This window comes from Bacillus sp. EB106-08-02-XG196 (assembly GCF_013396335.1).
Taxonomy (GTDB): domain Bacteria; phylum Bacillota; class Bacilli; order Bacillales; family Cytobacillaceae; genus Neobacillus.
Window position 1 is genome coordinate 228,888 of record NZ_JABWSY010000003.1, and the last position, 16,001, is coordinate 244,888.

11 protein-coding genes are annotated in these 16,001 nt (G+C 39.7%); 9 read left to right on the forward strand and 2 right to left on the reverse strand.

Annotation, left to right across the window (positions count from 1 at the left end; translation table 11 throughout):
• The first annotated feature begins 179 nt into the window (after nucleotides 1-179).
• A complete protein-coding gene (locus MLOOGBEN_RS06965; protein ID WP_179157521.1) occupies nucleotides 180-2,171 on the forward strand; it encodes an oxidoreductase in 1,992 nt (663 codons plus the stop codon).
• 206 nt (nucleotides 2,172-2,377) lie between these two features.
• Entirely contained in the window at nucleotides 2,378-3,823 is a 1,446-nt protein-coding gene (locus MLOOGBEN_RS06970) for a glycoside hydrolase family 1 protein (protein ID WP_179157522.1), read from the forward strand.
• A 217-nt stretch (nucleotides 3,824-4,040) separates the two neighbouring features.
• On the opposite strand, the gene MLOOGBEN_RS06975 is transcribed toward MLOOGBEN_RS06970, so the two are convergent.
• Entirely contained in the window at nucleotides 4,041-5,351 is a 1,311-nt protein-coding gene (locus tag MLOOGBEN_RS06975; RefSeq protein WP_179157523.1) for a M14 family zinc carboxypeptidase, read from the reverse strand.
• A 237-nt stretch (nucleotides 5,352-5,588) separates the two neighbouring features.
• Entirely contained in the window at nucleotides 5,589-7,415 is a 1,827-nt protein-coding gene (locus tag MLOOGBEN_RS06980) for a helix-turn-helix domain-containing protein (RefSeq protein ID WP_218781079.1), read from the reverse strand.
• A gap of 290 nt (nucleotides 7,416-7,705) precedes the next feature.
• Here MLOOGBEN_RS06980 and MLOOGBEN_RS06985 point away from each other — a divergent pair, with 290 nt between their 5' ends.
• The 7 genes from MLOOGBEN_RS06985 (at nucleotide 7,706) to MLOOGBEN_RS07015 (ending at nucleotide 15,976) form a co-directional block, all read left to right on the forward strand.
• Nucleotides 7,706-8,845, forward strand: coding sequence for an acyl-CoA dehydrogenase (locus MLOOGBEN_RS06985; protein WP_179157525.1), 1,140 nt, complete (start codon nucleotides 7,706-7,708; stop codon nucleotides 8,843-8,845).
• Between the two features lie 40 nt (nucleotides 8,846-8,885).
• The gene (locus tag MLOOGBEN_RS06990; RefSeq protein WP_179157526.1) at nucleotides 8,886-10,853 is read left to right on the forward strand and encodes an acetate--CoA ligase; all 1,968 of its coding nucleotides are present in this window, start codon (nucleotides 8,886-8,888) and stop codon (nucleotides 10,851-10,853) included.
• A 210-nt stretch (nucleotides 10,854-11,063) separates the two neighbouring features.
• Entirely contained in the window at nucleotides 11,064-12,425 is a 1,362-nt protein-coding gene (locus MLOOGBEN_RS06995) for an acetyl-CoA carboxylase biotin carboxylase subunit (RefSeq protein ID WP_179157527.1), read from the forward strand.
• An 11-nt stretch (nucleotides 12,426-12,436) separates the two neighbouring features.
• A complete protein-coding gene (locus MLOOGBEN_RS07000; protein ID WP_179157528.1) occupies nucleotides 12,437-12,649 on the forward strand; it encodes an acetyl-CoA carboxylase biotin carboxyl carrier protein subunit in 213 nt (70 codons plus the stop codon).
• A gap of 33 nt (nucleotides 12,650-12,682) precedes the next feature.
• Nucleotides 12,683-13,609 (forward strand): hydroxymethylglutaryl-CoA lyase, encoded by a 927-nt coding sequence (locus MLOOGBEN_RS07005; RefSeq protein WP_179157529.1) that lies wholly within the window; start codon nucleotides 12,683-12,685, stop codon nucleotides 13,607-13,609.
• 13 nt (nucleotides 13,610-13,622) lie between these two features.
• Entirely contained in the window at nucleotides 13,623-14,405 is a 783-nt protein-coding gene (locus tag MLOOGBEN_RS07010) for an enoyl-CoA hydratase (protein WP_179157530.1), read from the forward strand.
• A gap of 38 nt (nucleotides 14,406-14,443) precedes the next feature.
• Nucleotides 14,444-15,976 (forward strand): acyl-CoA carboxylase subunit beta, encoded by a 1,533-nt coding sequence (locus MLOOGBEN_RS07015; RefSeq protein ID WP_179157624.1) that lies wholly within the window; start codon nucleotides 14,444-14,446, stop codon nucleotides 15,974-15,976.
• The last annotated feature ends 25 nt before the right edge of the window (nucleotides 15,977-16,001 follow it).

Genomic DNA, 16,001 nt, shown 5'->3' on the forward strand with positions numbered 1-16,001 from the left:
AAAATCAACATCTGTCTTTAACAGAGTCTATATTTTAAAAAATTTTACATTCAATTGTCACTAAACGATCAAATGAAGGGACCAAAACTTCAGTCAACTTCCATTAAAATAAAAGTGTAAGCAATATTTTAATGGTGTTTGTGAATTATTTCACAAATAACATAAAAGGGAGGTTCCAAATGCAATACCCAAACTTATTCAAAGAAGGTAAAATAGGCAATCTAACATTGAAAAACAGAATTGTCATGCCGCCCATGGGAACAAATCTAGCTGGTCCTGAAGGGGAAGTTACTGATCAACTAATTGCGTATTATGAAGAAAGGGCAAAGGGGGGGACTGGGTTAATAATTGTTGAATTTACCTGTATTGATTATGAATACGGGAAAGGATTTATTAGGCAATTAAGGCTGGACGATGATCGTTTCATCCCAGGAATAAACGAGCTCGCCAATGCGGTACATAATTATGGGGCGAAGGTTTTTGTACAAATTCATCACGCAGGCAGACAGTCTAACTCTTCGTTAATTAATGGTAAACAAAGCGTTGCACCTAGTAGTGTTGCCTGTGCTGCAGTAGGTGAAGTACCTCGGGAATTAACAACAGCAGAAGTGAAAGAGCTAGTAAATAAGTTTGTTCAGACCGCCATAAGGTGTAAGCTGGCTGGCATTGATGGAGTGGAAGTTCACGGTGCCCATGGTTATTTAATTAACCAGTTCTTAAGCCCTGAGGCAAATTTACGTACGGATGAATACGGGGGAAGCTTTGAAAATCGAATGAGATTTATCGAGGAAATCATTGCGGGGATTAGAGAAAAGTGTGGTAAGGATTACCCTGTTACTGTTCGTCTCAGTGTAGATGAATTTATCCAAGGAGGAATCGATTTAGAGTTAGGTAAGGATATTTCTCGATACTTAGAAAAATTAGGAGTAAATGGGCTGCATATTAGTTGTGGAACCTATGATTCTATGTATAATATCATTGAATCTCCGTTATTTGAACAAGGCTGGAGAGTCTACCTGGCTGAAGAGATTAAAAAAGAAGTAAATATTCCAGTAATCACTGTTGGATCCATTCGTGAACCACAATTTGTAGAAAACATTTTATCTGAGGGAAGAGCAGATTTTGTGGCTATAGGAAGGGGATTAATCGCTGATCCCGAGTGGGTAAACAAAACAATGGAAGGACGCGAAGCAGAAATTAGAAAATGTATTAACTGTCTCCATTGTATCCATTCCGCTATGGGTAACTCACACGTTCTTTGTTCCATCAATGCTAGAGCAGGCCGGGAGCTAGAGTTTAAGGAACTTCAGCACCTTCCCTCTGATGAAAACCGCCATGTTGTGATCGTTGGCGGAGGCCCGGGCGGAATGGAAGCGGCACGAGTTCTATCTTTAAAAGGATATGAGGTTACTCTTTTTGAAAAGGATAACAAGCTTGGCGGTCAATTGCACCTTGTCACTGACCCAAATTATAGAGAGAAAATGACATGGCACATTAACTACCTTAGCAATGAAATGACTCGTTTAAATATTGATGTCCGTATGAATACAGAGGCCACTGTTGAAGAAATCACATCTTTCAATCCTTTTGCTGTTTTATTGGCAACAGGCGGAAGACCAAAGCTCCCTCAGGTCGAGGGCAATGAATTAGATCATGTATATACGTATGAAGACGTAAAACTACAGGGAATAGAGTTTACTAATAATAAAGTTACAGTTGTAGGAAGTGGTATGATCTGTCATGGAACGACTCGTCGCCTTGCAGAGGCTGGTAATGATGTCACATATGTAGAAATTCCTACAAAAGCTAGCAAAAGAATTGGACCTGAAACGAGATTAAGACTTCTTGAGAAGCTTAAACAAGTAAATGTGAACATTGTTACGGACCACAAGGTAGAAAGAATACTTCCAAACAGTATTATCGTGGAGGACTTAGTTTCAGGGGAACGCTCAGAATTGGAATCAGAGTATGTCATTGTAGCTATGGGGGTAGAGGCATATAACCCATTAGAGGAAACATTAAGAAATCAGATGGAAAATGTGTTTGTATTAGGGGATGCAGCAGGTTATAGTTCCCTTGGTGACGCAACCCGTGACGGCTTTGAAAAAGCATATTTCCTTGAATCCATCGTTACAAACAGCAGGCAAGAAGAGGTATCGCAAACAGTTTAATTTAGAAAAAAGCAACAATCTTTTTTAACAAGTATAATCGGAGTGCTTTAGACATGGTATAATTATATTCCTTGGCAGGGGCATAAAAAAAGAAGCAAAGGTCAGATAAGTGACCCTTGCTTCTTTTTTGTAATTATGGGGAATGCTTTTATTGAATACCCAAGGGGACGGTTTCACCATATAATCAGCCAGGAGGAATTAAAAGAATGAATGATTCGCAAAAGATAGTATTTCCTGAAGGATTTTTATGGGGTGGTGCAACGGCAGCGAACCAGATAGAGGGTGGATATAATGAAGGGAACAAGGGCTTAAATATTGCCGATGTTCTGCCGGGCGGGAAAGAGCGCCTTAATATTTTAATGTCTGCTGGTTTTAACTTTGAAATCAACCATGAAAAATACACATACCCAAATCATGAAGCCATTGATTTTTATCATCGTTACAAAGAAGATATCGCTTTGTTTGCCGAAATGGGCTTTAAAGTGTTTCGAATGTCGATAGCTTGGACAAGGATTTTTCCAAATGGTGACGAGCCGCAGCCAAATGAAGAGGGTATGGCTTTTTACGATGGAGTTTTTGATGAGTTACTAAAGTATGGAATTGAACCGATAGTAACGATTTCTCACTATGAAATGCCTCTGCACCTTGTAAAAGAATATGGGGGCTGGAGGAATCGACAGGTTGTTACTTTCTTTGAAAAATATGCCAATGTTATTCTTACGCGATATAAGGATAAAGTGAAATATTGGATGACCTTTAATGAAATCAACGGTGCCTTGAAGATGCCCATTATGAGCATGGGCTTTTCACCTCAAAATGAAGAAAATCGTTACCAGGAGACTTTCCAGGCATTTCATCACCAGTTTGTTGCTAGTGCTATAGCAGTAAAGTCCTGCAAGGAAATCATCCCTAATGCAAAAATCGGCTGCATGATTCTTTTTGCACCTGTTTATTCTTACGACTCCAATCCAGAGAACATTATCTTTGCCTTAAAAGAAGAGGAATTGTTTAATTATTTCTGTGCTGATGTTCATGTGCGCGGTGAGTACCCAGCCTTCATTAAGCGCTTTTTTAAGGAGAAAAATATCGAATTAGCGATTCAAGAAGGTGATTTGGACATTATCAAAGAAGGTACCGTTGATTATATTGGGTTGAGTTATTACATGTCCCGTACGGATAAACAAGAAAAGTCTGAAGGGGAAAAAGCACAAGGAAATATTGTTGGCGGAGTAAAAAACCCATTCTTGAAAGCTAGTGACTGGGGCTGGGAGATTGATCCGGTTGGTTTACGAATCAGCTTAAACAAGCTTTATGGAAGATACCAGGTTCCGCTATTTGTAGTAGAAAATGGCTTAGGGGCGTACGACCAAATGGAGGAAGATGGTTCAATCAACGATGACTACCGAATTGAGTACCTCCGCGACCATGTGAGGGCGATGGGAGAGGCAATAGAGGATGGCGTGGAACTGATGGGTTATACAAGCTGGGGATGTATAGACTTAGTCAGTATGTCAACCGGTGAAATGTCCAAGCGCTATGGATTCATCTACGTCGATAAGAACGATGACGGAAGTGGAACACTAGAACGCAGAAGGAAAAATTCATTCTATTGGTATAAAAAAGTGATTGAAAGTAATGGGGGAATCCTATAACATTCCGCCACGAAAAAAACTAAAATAAATCCATTCATAATGAATGGTCTGGTTTAGTTTATTCATATAAGGCAGAAAGTTTAAGGTTTTATGAACCTTTTATATAGTGTATTAACCGAACAGTATTTTTACATAAACCTGAAAAAAGGACTGACCATAAAGTATTAGTTACTAAAACCTTGGGTCAGTCCAAATCTATTAGAATAATAATTGTTGATTAATTATCCCTTGTAGTAGGGTCTTCAATCCTATTAGTTGATTCTGGAATGGCATCATAAATCGCAGGATCTACATCATGAATTGATCCGTCGGCAAGTCCTTTAAATACTTCAAATAATGGTATTTTTACTGTTTCCTTCAACATACCAGCTTGTTTTTGTCCTAGTGTTTGGCTTTGTCCTTTGATTTCAATCAGCATGATGGCTGCATCATTTAAAGCAAACGCTCCAAGTGCTGTCCCTGGAAGGTTAACGTCAGGGTATTTTTGAATGGCGCCATAATGTGAGTTCCCTCGTTGAAGAGCAAGGTTGGCCAGTGCGTTAACTTGTTTACCTAGTTTTAATACGTCCGCATCCACTTCATATTGATTTCCTGTGAAAGGATCCGTGTATGGATCTGCCACAACAGCAGCTACTTGAACAGGAACGGATCTGTTGTCTTCATCAGATAGAGTATTAAATCCACGGTGGTGAACATCAACAAAAACATCAGGTTTAAAATCTTTAAAAACTTGTGTAACCGTTCGTGCTTCGGCTGTTACATAAAAACCGCCATAATTGCTGTTATTGGTTGCTCTATTATTCAGGAATGCAGCTACTTCAGTTGGATCTTCATTTTCCACCCTAAAATCCAAATTTGGATTGTAGTCTCGGTTTTGGTCGTAACCTGGGATTCCATACACCACTCGGCCATCATTTGCTTGCCCTCTTTCACTGCCATCTGCGTTATAGTACCAAGGCGCCAATGTGCCTGCAGGTAGAGTTATATTTTCTGGAAGCCATGTTTGGTGTGTATAACGGGTAGGGTACCATTTTCCTTCAAATGTATTATCTGATCCTTCTGGATTAATTCTAGGCATAATCCAAATAGACACGTTTTCCAGGATTTTATCGATTTCCTGCCCGCCGCTTGATAGTTTTTGAATAATATCAATGGCAGCTTCTGTCCCAATTTGTTCGTTACCATGAATTTGCGTCGTAATTAAAATTCTTTTTTTGTTAGGATCGGCATCACCAAATTTAACTACATACAAAGGATCTCCTTTATCCGCTTCGGTCTGATATCCATCTAATGTATGGTTAGAATATCCGACTACTTCTAACTTCATTTTCCCTTTAGAGGCTGCTTCTAGTTTCTGCAGAGTTTTGGTTAGTTCCTCATTTGACATGTAGCTAGACAAAGAGACATTTTGTTCCCCCTCAATATAGGGTCCGTTTGGATTTGATTGGGGTCCAGCCAGTGCGGTAGTTGAAAGTGTCATGGTTAATGCCATTGCCGCTGGAATAACAGCCTTTGAAAACCTTTTCATAATAATTCCCTCCAGTATGTAGTAGCTACCATTTTTACTATTTCGATTATAGAAATAAATGGTAGTTATTAAGTATATTACCAGAGGAGGGAGTCTGTATTAACTGAAAAATTACTATATTTAGAAAAATGAATCAATAGAACTTGTCTACCATTTTGTTTCATACCATATTACCTAATTTTTCCTTTTGTCCAAATGGGCTTTTAATCCTGTTTTCGTAATTTAGCAGTTAGGATTTTAGCTATTGTTGTTCTGTAAGGTGTCTTTATCTTTTATAGATTGATAGATATTTGTTGCTAAATGAATATTAAATAATGGTTGACTATCATTTAAGTCCGTTAATAGAATTTCTTCAATTCGTTTTAAACGGTAGCTTAAGGTGTTTGTATGAATATGTAAAGTATCAGCTGTTTTCTTGATGTTTTGATTTTGGTCTAAATAGACAATCAGAGTGCTTAACAATTCTCCTTTTCTAGATTGTTCATATTGAATAAGAGGGCCTAATACTTCTTGGATAAAATCAAGCAATTCTTCCTTTGAATTTTGTAAAATAAACCTCTGAACGCCAAGGTCTGTGTAACTAAGAATTCTATGATCAAATTGATAGTTTTTGAGAAACTTTATGCATTTGGTCGCTTCAACAAATGACTCATGGACTAGAGTAAGCCCTTGCTTCATTCTTCCAATACCAATTGATACATCTATCTCCCTATATTTATTTTTAATCTGCACCTGTAATTTTTTTGCAAGTTCTTTTATTTCAGCAACAATATTCGAAGAAACTTTTGAATGCATGGATAGAAGAGCAACTATTTGATTTTCATCCCTTACTGCCGTTACTTGAGAGTTCCCCCCAAGTATGGACATATTGACCATATGGAGTAAATTTCTTATTACATAATCTCCAAAAACCTTTTGCTCGTTTAACTTATCTTCAAAATTAATAATAAGGGCAACATAGTTCCAGTTAGGGTCAAAGTTTAAATTCTTTGCTTTCTGAATGAGTACTTCATCCATCTGTCCTGTAAAAAGCTTCGTCACGAATTCCCCTCTTAAACGCTGCTGTGTTTCAAAAACAGCTTGCTCCTTTACCAGTTCAAGTGAAATGACTGTACACGCATGTTCAAGAGCAGCGATATCCACTTCATTCATTTTTTTTTTAGAAAGGATAATCAGCCCGCCTAAAGACTTTAGTTTGGACCCAAGCGATAATACAACTAGGTGATAGGTGTCATCATTTATCGTTATTTCGGAAACGGTATGTGAGTTTTCTAGTGTTAGAATAATTTGCTTTGCATACGCTTTCATATATTCGGTCATTTCAACAGAAAATGACGGATGACAGGCAGAGGCCTTAAGTTCTCCTATCTCGTCAAAGAGCAGCAGATGCTGTCCAATTGTTTTATGTATTAAGTTCATAATCGATTGAATTCCTTCTCCATTTACAACAAGATTGGATAGGTTTCTATGTATTTCAATGGAATGGGAGAGCTTTCGAACCATTAGTTCCTTTTCGTTATAAAGACTCGATTTTTCCAAGGCAACCGCGGCCTGATGACCAATCGCTTCTAAAAGATGAATGTCCTCTTGCTTAAACTGCAAAGATTGTTCAAAAGAGTCAAGTGTAATTACCCCGATACACTTTCCATTTTGTAAAATAGGTGAAGAAATGACAGAAGTAAAATGAAAGTTACTCGGAATAGCCCGATCTAATAAATCTCGGTTATATGAAGTTAATGTAGAAAGTGCCTGTTTAACCTCTACCTCATCCCAAAAAATCAGGCACTTTTTTGCTGCAAAAGCCATCCCCGTCATGGATTCACCGCTAACTAGTTTAATTTGCCTAAAAATATGTGGATAAAATAATCCTTGAGCTGATTTTGCGATGAGTCGATCCTGGTTTTTGTCAAAAATCCATATAGAGCCTCCTCCAGCGGCTTCAACGACAGATATTGTTTCATTCATGATGGATTCAAAAATGGTATCAATATCTAATTTGGAATTGATAACGTTGGACACATGGATTAAGGACTTTAGCTGCCTATGAGTTAATGTATCTTGCATCATCATCATCCTTCCCTACGCAAATAATTTTTACATTTTGCTCCATTTTTAGTTTTTTGTGTAAAAGTCACAAATTTTCCATACAAATATTCATGGAAATGAACATAGCATTATACTCCTATTAGTTATATTCTGATTATATGAAAATTTCGAAAGTATTGATAGGGGGTCAGCCAAAGAGTTTTAGGAGAGAGTGAGATTTACTACAAAAAACGGTCATTAAGAGTAATTTTGATTTTAAAGATTTTTTTACTAAAAAAACAGAATATTTGGAAAGGGGTTGTAGATAAATGAATTTTGATTTAACGAAAGAACAAGAGATGATACGCAAATTAATTCGAGATTTTGCTGATGCAGAAGTTGCTCCGGGAGCAGATGAACGTGATCGAACGGGGGATTTCCCTAAGGAAATTTTTTCAAAATTAGCGGATTTAGGAATCATGGGGCTTCCTTTCCCTGAACAATATGGGGGTGGAGAAGCAGACACCATCAGCTTTGCCATTGTTGTGGAAGAACTTAGTCGTGTGTGTGCATCAACAGGAATTACATATTCAGCACATATTTCATTAGGAGGGGCTCCACTTAATTTATTTGGTACCCACGAGCAAAAAGAGAAATACTTAACACCAATTTGTACGGGAGAGTCCTTCGGAGCATTTGGATTGACTGAACCGAATGCAGGCTCCGATGCGGGAGGAACGCAAACAACAGCAGTTCTTGATGGCGATGAGTGGATCATTAACGGCTCCAAATGTTTTATTACAAATGCAAGCTATGCCAATCATCTTGCAGTGACAGCGGTAACGGATCGCTCAAAAGGAATCAACGGTATCAGCGCATTTATAGTTCCTACTAATGCTCCAGGATTCACTGTAATCGACAACTACGAAAAATTGGGTCTGCATGCCTCAAATACCACAGAACTTATCCTAGAAAATGTAAGAGTTCCTAAAGAAAATCTCTTAGGAACAATTGGAAACGGTTACAAGCAATTTTTAGCTACACTTGATGGCGGTAGGATTGGAATCGGTGCCATGGCTGTAGGTATTGCACAAGGAGCTTATGATAAAGCTCTTCAATATGCAAAAGAAAGAAAACAGTTTGGAAAAAGTTTATCCAACTTCCAGGCAATCCAATTTAAACTAGCAGACATGGCAATGAATATCGAATTAGCACGGAATATGGTTTTCAAAGCAGCTTGGTTAAAGGATCAAGGACGATCATTTAAAAAAGAAGCAGCATTCGCGAAATTATTTGCTTCAGAAATATGCATGCGTGCCTGTGATCAGGCTGTTCAAATTCACGGCGGATATGGATATATGAAGGAATATCAAGTTGAGCGATTCTTCCGAGATGCGAAACTTTTGGAAATTGGTGAAGGAACATCTGAGGTTCAACGAATGGTCATTGCGAAACAAATTGGTTGTTAATATATGTAGTATTAACTAAAAATTGTAAAGGGGTCATGATATGGATATCAGTGGAATTTTACAAGTTGTTTCAAATAGCAAACTCATTTATCCTTCAGAAGAAAAAGTGCGCTCAACCTCCATTGGGAGTAACGATGCTTTCCAAGAACTTCTTACCTTATCCCAAGAAGATCCTGCGGCCTTTTGGGATCGTGCAGCACGTGAACTTGATTGGTATGAACCATGGAATGAAACCATTAGCGGGCAGCTTCCCGATTTCCGCTTTTTTTCAGGCGGTATTAGTAACCCGAGTGTAAATTTACTTGATCGGCATATAAAAAATGGTGCAGGAAACCGGACCGCTCTCATTTGGGAGGGGGAAAACGGGGACACGAAATTTTACACGTATAATATGCTTCTTGCTGAAGTGAATCGATTTGCGAATGTTCTAAAATCATTTGGTGTAAAAAAGGGTGATTGTGTAGCTATTTTTCTTCCAAATCTAGCTGAATCCATTATTTCCGTATTAGCCTGTTTTCGAATTGGTGCCATTTACAATACGATTTTCTCAGGTTATTCTGAAAAATCATTGACGGATAGACTCATTAATTTCGAGCCCAAAGTATTGATTACGGCGGATGCAACTGAACGACGGGGTAAATGCATTCGTTTAAAGGAAAAAGTCGATAATGTTGTACCAGCTATAGCTTCTATCGAAGCAGTTATTGTTGTAGATCGATTAGGTTCAGAGGTTCAAATGAAAGAAGGCCGGGATTACTGGTGGCACGAGCAGACAAATGCACAAAGCATCCTCTGTGAACCTGAGAGAATAGAAGCTAATGAGAGTGGTATCGTGTTTTATACAAGTGGTACGACTGGTAAACCAAAAGGTGTCGTGCATTCCGGTATGGCTTTTGTCATTCAGAATTACATATATGCGAAGTATCATATGGATCACCGTAATGACGATGTCTTCTGGTGTACTGCGGATATTGGCTGGTTAACCATGCATATTTGGGGGATTACAGGTGCCTTAGCGAATGGTGTCACAACCGTTGTCTTTGAAGGGGCAGTTGATTATCCAACAAAAGATCGTTTTTATCAGATCATTGAAAAATACAGGATAAATAAACTGTTTACTGCTCCAACGGCATTAAGAATGTTAAAAAGTATGGGAGAAAAGGCATTAGAGAAATTTGATTTATCTTGTCTCGATGTCATTTCCCTTGTGGGTGAACCTTTCGATCCAGAAACCTGGCATTGGACCTATGACGTTTTAGGAAAAAAGAAGGTATATATCAATAATACGTGGGGTCAAACCGAAACAGCGGGATCCCCAATAGCTGGAGCAGCTTGGCTGACGCCAATGAAACCGGGTGCCGCGGGTACTGCCTTTTTAGGTGCTATTATGGATGTAGTTGACGAAGAAGGCAATCCAGTTAAACCTGGCAGGTTAGGAAATCTGGTTATTCGAAAACCATTTCCAATGCTATGCCGAACTCTTTGGAAAGAACCTGAGCGCTATTACGCATCTTATTTTAGCCAAGTAGAAGGAAGCTACTATGCCAGCGACCTGGCATTAATAGATGATGATGGATATTTATGGGTAGTTGGCCGTTCTGATGATGCCTTTAATGTAGCAGGACATCGTTTAAGTACCATGGAGATGGAAAGCGCTGTACTAGAAATTCAGGGTGTAGCTGAAACGGCAATCATAGGAATCCCTGACGAAATTAAAGGAGAAGTTCCGCTAGTATTCGTCCGTCTCGCTGATGGCTATCAAGAATCAGAAGAATTAAGACAACAAATAAATGACCAGATTATTCAACAAATTGGTAAGATTGCAGCTCCAAAATCCATTGTTTTCACTGATATGCTGCCGAAAACAGTCAGTGGAAAAATCATGCGCCGTCTATTAAAGGAAATTGTTGTATCAGGAAAGGTTCAAGGGGACATTACAGGACTAGAAGATCCAGCTACCGTAGCACAAATACAAAAACTACTTGCTGATAAAGCATCCGTTAAATAGTTGGTAATAGAGCCAGTTATTTGTCAGAAAATGATTGGCAAATGACTGGTTCCATTTACTAGACTAGAAGTTAAAGATAATCTTAAAGAAGTGTTGCAAAATAAATGTATAGAATTTTACATATCTCCTCAACAGTAAAAGGTTAAAGTTTTCTAATGAAGCTAATGACCATTGAACCTATTATGATAACAGATAGAAAGGGTGAAAGGCATGTTCAAAAAAGTTTTAATTGCTAATCGCGGTGAAATTGCTGTTCGTGTAATCCGTACATGCAAAGCCTTAGGGATTACAACGATTGCAGTTTACTCAGAAGCCGATAGCGATGCTCCACATGTAAAAATGGCAGATGAAGCCTATTTAATTGGAGGCTCTCGGGTTGCAGAAAGCTATTTAAATATCGATAAAATTCTAGAGGTCGCTAAGGGGACAGAAGCGGAGGCAATCCACCCGGGATATGGCCTGCTTTCTGAAAATGCCGAATTTGCCCGCCGTTGTGAGGAAGCTGGCTTTGTATTTATCGGGCCTTCTCCAGAGGTTATTTCTAAAATGGGAAGTAAGATTGAATCACGAAAAGTGATGGAGGAAGCAGGTGTACCTGTCGTTCCAGGAATTACCTATCCACTGGCAGATGCAGAGGAAGCGGTAGAAGTGGCGGATCGTATCGGTTACCCCGTTATGCTGAAGGCCTCCGCAGGGGGTGGCGGTATTGGGATGCAGGTGGTCCATAACGGGGATGAAATCCGAAAAGCTTTTTCGGGGAACCAAAAGCGGGCTACTGACTTCTTTGGAGATGGAGCGATGTATATCGAAAAATTCGTTGAAAATCCAAGACATATTGAGATTCAAATCTTAGCGGATGGTTTTGGTAATACAGTATACCTTTGGGAACGTGAATGTTCGATCCAGCGCCGTCACCAAAAAGTCGTAGAGGAAGCCCCATCATCGTTTATTACTGAAGTAACGCGTACCAAGATGGGTGAGGCTGCAGTAAAAGCGGCCAAATCAATTGGGTATAAAAATGCAGGAACCATCGAGTTCTTAGTGGATGAAGAGCAAAATTTCTACTTTCTTGAAATGAATACTCGTTTGCAAGTGGAGCATCCAGTTACGGAAGAGATTACAGGTTTAGACTTAGTTGAACAACAATTGCAAATTGCTGCAGGGGAAGCTCTTCATTTTACTCAAGAAGCGGTAAAACGTGAGGGGCATGCAATAGAGGTTAGAATTTATGCGGAGGATCCTAAAACATTTTTCCCTTCACCTGGAAAAATAACAAATTTAGAGCTGCCGAACGGACCTGGAGTTCGACATGAATTAGCTATTCACGGTCAATCCGTAGTCACTCCTTTTTACGATCCAATGATTGCTAAGCTAGTTGTTAAAGGCAGCAATCGAGAAGAGGCAATAAATCGACTGCAAGCTGCATTAGCTGATTATCATATTGAAGGGATTAAAACAAATATCCCAATGCTGAAAGAGGTTATTGCTCATTCGGCGTTCCATTTAGGTGATACGACAACAGACTTTGTTAGCAAGTATATTATAACCCCAAAAACAAAATCGCAAAAATAGGAGGAATAAACATGAGTGAAATTATTGCAAGTATGGCAGGTAGTGTATGGAAGGTATTAGTTAAAGCGGGAGACCAGGTAGAAGAGGGTCAAGATGTTGTGATTTTAGAATCGATGAAAATGGAAATTCCGATTGAAGCTGAATTCTCTGGAACGGTAAAAGAAGTAAAAGTGAATGAAGGCGATTTTGTAAATGAAGGCGACGTCATTGTAGAAGTGGAATAAAGCCCTTAAAAAAGGTGGTAAGGAGATGTGACAATGAAGTGGCCGGAAGGTGTAACGATAAAAGAAGTTGGCCCTCGTGATGGGCTGCAAAACGAAAAAACGTTTATTTCAACTGAGGATAAAATCACTTGGATTAATCAATTATCTGAAAGTGGACTAAAACATATTGAAATTACCTCTTTTGTTAATCCAAAATGGATTCCGGCACTATCAGACGCAGTTGCTGTTGCAACTGGCATTAACAAAGTGCCTGGTGTCACCTATACAGCACTTGTTCCAAACCTTCAAGGTTTGGAACGGGCGTTACAAGCGAACATTGATGAAGTTGCATTGTTTATGTCAGCAAGTGAGACTCATAATCTAAAAAATATCAATAAAAGTATTGACCAGACTTTCCCTGTATTAAGAGATTTGGCCAAAGAAACAATTTCAGCAGGGAAATTCAGCAGAGGTTACGTTTCCACTGTTTTTGGCTGTCCATATGAGGGTCATGTTGATATAGAAGCGGTCATAAGAGTTTCCGAAGCATTATTTGAAATGGGGATTGCGGAGCTGTCTCTCGGGGATACAATAGGTGTCGCAAATCCAAAGCAAGTCCAAGAAGTTTTGGATGTCTTATTAAAAAGATTTCCAGCAGAAAAGTTAGCCATGCATTTTCATGATACAAGGGGAACAGCATTGGCTAATATCTTAGTTTCGTTAGAAATGGGGATTACCACTTTTGATTCTTCCCTTGGCGGATTGGGGGGATGTCCGTATGCACCTGGAGCAGCAGGAAATGTAGCGACAGATGATTTACTCTATATGCTTCACGGGATGGGCATCCACACTGGGGTTGATCAGGAAAAGTTACTTCATGCATCCCAATTCATTCAGGAGAAGATTGGCAGAACATTACCTAGTAAAAGCTTCCAAGCCGCAAGTGCTCAACGGAGTGGAGAGCTTGGAAAAAGCGTGTGAGGAAGGTGAGACCATGAGTAAATCCATATTAGTGAATAAGATGGAAAACGGAATCGTGATGATTTCGTTAAATAGGCCAGAAGCTGCCAATGCTTTATCAATAGAGATGTTAGAGGGTCTTCGCGACACACTTCTTACATGTAAATATGATCGAGCAGTCCGCTGTATCGTCATTACAGGTGCTGGGGAGAAAGCTTTTTGTGCAGGAGCTGATTTAAAAGAAAGAGCTGGAATGGATAGTGTACAGGTAAGGAAGACGGTTGCTTTAATCCGCGAAAATATCAACTCTCTAGAATCATTACCGCAACCGGTCATAGCAGCGGTGAACGGCGTTGCTTTTGGCGGAGGAACTGAACTAGCGCTCGCTTGTGATATCCGCATTGCCTCTGAAACTGCGAAACTTGGTCTTACGGAAACATCACTGGGTATTATACCTGGTGCCGGTGGAACACAGCGATTACCAAGATTAGTAGGAAAGGGACGTGCCAAAGAGCTCATTTTCACTGCTAGAAGAATTGATGCAAACGAAGCCCTTGAGATTGGATTAGTAGAATATACGGTCCCTTTTGCAAGCTTAATAGATAAAGCATTAGATATTGCACGACAAATTGTTCGGAATGGTCCAATTGCCGTTACACAAGCAAAGTTCGCAATCGATAAAGGCTATGATGTTGACCTAAATACCGGTCTAGCAATCGAGCAAAATGCTTATGAAGTGACCATTCCGACAAAAGATCGTTTAGAAGGATTACAGGCTTTTAAAGAGAAACGTACTCCAACTTATATTGGAGAATAAGAATATACATGAATCGAGGAGGAAAAATGACTGTGGATATGAAACCTCTCCAAGAAACTTTAAATGATAGAGTCGAACAAATTAAAAAGGGAGGACCTCCCAAATATCACGAGAAAAACCAAGAGCAGGGAAAACTGTTCGTCCGCGATCGTTTATCATTATTATTCGATTCTGAGCTTGAACTAGAGGATGGTCAATTTGCAAACTTCATGGCGGGGGATCTTCCTGCAGACGGAGTTGTGACTGGGATGGGCAAGATTAATGGCCAGACGGTCTGTGTGATGGCCAATGATTCAACAATCAAAGCCGGTTCTTGGGGTGCTCGTACGGTTGAGAAAATCATTCGAATCCAAGAAACAGCAGAAAAACTTCGAGTGCCATTATTATACTTGGTTGATTCGGCTGGAGCGCGGATAACGGACCAGGTGGAAATGTTCCCTGGGCGTCGCGGTGCAGGAAGAATCTTTTACAATCAAGTAAAACTTTCAGGTAAAATTCCTCAGATCTGTATTCTGTTTGGACCATCTGCTGCGGGTGGAGCCTACATACCAGCTTTTTGTGACATTGTCATTATGGTTGATAAAAATTCATCGATGTACCTGGGTTCACCAAGAATGGCTGAAATGGTTATTGGTGAAAATGTAACCCTGGAGGAAATGGGCGGCGCTCGCATGCATTGTTCGGTTTCAGGCTGCGGTGATGTTCTTGCGAAAAATGAGGAAGAAGCCATTTCAATGGCTAGAAACTATCTTTCTTATTTTCCTGCCAATTTTTCAGAGAAACCGCCAGTTCGTGAGGCAGTGGATCCTAAAGAATTGAAGAAACCATTAGAAGAGCTGATTCCGGTTAATCAAAATTCACCTTTTAATATGCATGATCTAATTGGTGGAATTATTGATGAAGGCTCCTTCTTTGAGATAAAAAAACTATTTGCGGGCGAGCTTATTACCGGACTTGCACGCATGGATGGAAAACCTGTCGGAATTATTGCCAATCAGCCGCGTGTGAAAGGCGGGGTATTATTCCACGATTCAGCAGATAAGGCCGCAAAATTTATTAACCTTTGTGATGCCTTCCATATTCCACTTTTGTTTCTAGTTGATGTGCCTGGTTTTATGATCGGTACAAAGGTAGAAAGGGCAGGAATCATTCGCCATGGTGCGAAAATGATTTCAGCAATGGCTGAAGCAAGTGTTCCAAAAATCTCGGTTATCGTACGTAAAGCATATGGCGCAGGTCTTTATGCAATGGCTGGCCCTGCGTTTGAACCGGATGCTTGTCTTGCTTTGCCTTCAGCATCCATTGCGGTTATGGGACCAGAAGCAGCAGTTAATGCCGTTTATGCGAATAAAATTGCAGCACTGCCTGAAGAGGAGCGTGCCGCCTTCATCGAACAAAAACGTGAGGAATATAAAGAGGATATCGATATTTATAATTTGGCTTCCGAAATGGTCATTGACGGTATTATCCCAGCAAACTCATTACGTAAGGAACTTATAAATCGTTTTGAGGCCTATTCTTCAAAATATCTCATCTTCTCAGAACGAAAACACGCAGTATATCCAGTCTAAATAGTAACAAAAACCGAGGGGACGT

What these genes read in the sequence shown, in the direction of transcription:
- MLOOGBEN_RS07010 (WP_179157530.1), top strand. Translation starts at nt 13,623, where the DNA reads ATGAGTAAATCCATATTAGTGAATAAGATGGAAAACGGAATCGTGATG.
- MLOOGBEN_RS06990 (WP_179157526.1), top strand. Translation starts at nt 8,886, where the DNA reads ATGGATATCAGTGGAATTTTACAAGTTGTTTCAAATAGCAAACTCATT.
- MLOOGBEN_RS07005 (WP_179157529.1), top strand. Translation starts at nt 12,683, where the DNA reads ATGAAGTGGCCGGAAGGTGTAACGATAAAAGAAGTTGGCCCTCGTGAT.
- MLOOGBEN_RS06995 (WP_179157527.1), top strand. Translation starts at nt 11,064, where the DNA reads ATGTTCAAAAAAGTTTTAATTGCTAATCGCGGTGAAATTGCTGTTCGT.
- MLOOGBEN_RS06975 (WP_179157523.1), bottom strand. Translation starts at nt 5,351, where the DNA reads ATGAAAAGGTTTTCAAAGGCTGTTATTCCAGCGGCAATGGCATTAACC.
- MLOOGBEN_RS06985 (WP_179157525.1), top strand. Translation starts at nt 7,706, where the DNA reads ATGAATTTTGATTTAACGAAAGAACAAGAGATGATACGCAAATTAATT.
- MLOOGBEN_RS07000 (WP_179157528.1), top strand. Translation starts at nt 12,437, where the DNA reads ATGAGTGAAATTATTGCAAGTATGGCAGGTAGTGTATGGAAGGTATTA.
- MLOOGBEN_RS06980 (WP_218781079.1), bottom strand. Translation starts at nt 7,415, where the DNA reads ATGCAAGATACATTAACTCATAGGCAGCTAAAGTCCTTAATCCATGTG.
- MLOOGBEN_RS07015 (WP_179157624.1), top strand. Translation starts at nt 14,444, where the DNA reads ATGAAACCTCTCCAAGAAACTTTAAATGATAGAGTCGAACAAATTAAA.
- MLOOGBEN_RS06965 (WP_179157521.1), top strand. Translation starts at nt 180, where the DNA reads ATGCAATACCCAAACTTATTCAAAGAAGGTAAAATAGGCAATCTAACA.
- MLOOGBEN_RS06970 (WP_179157522.1), top strand. Translation starts at nt 2,378, where the DNA reads ATGAATGATTCGCAAAAGATAGTATTTCCTGAAGGATTTTTATGGGGT.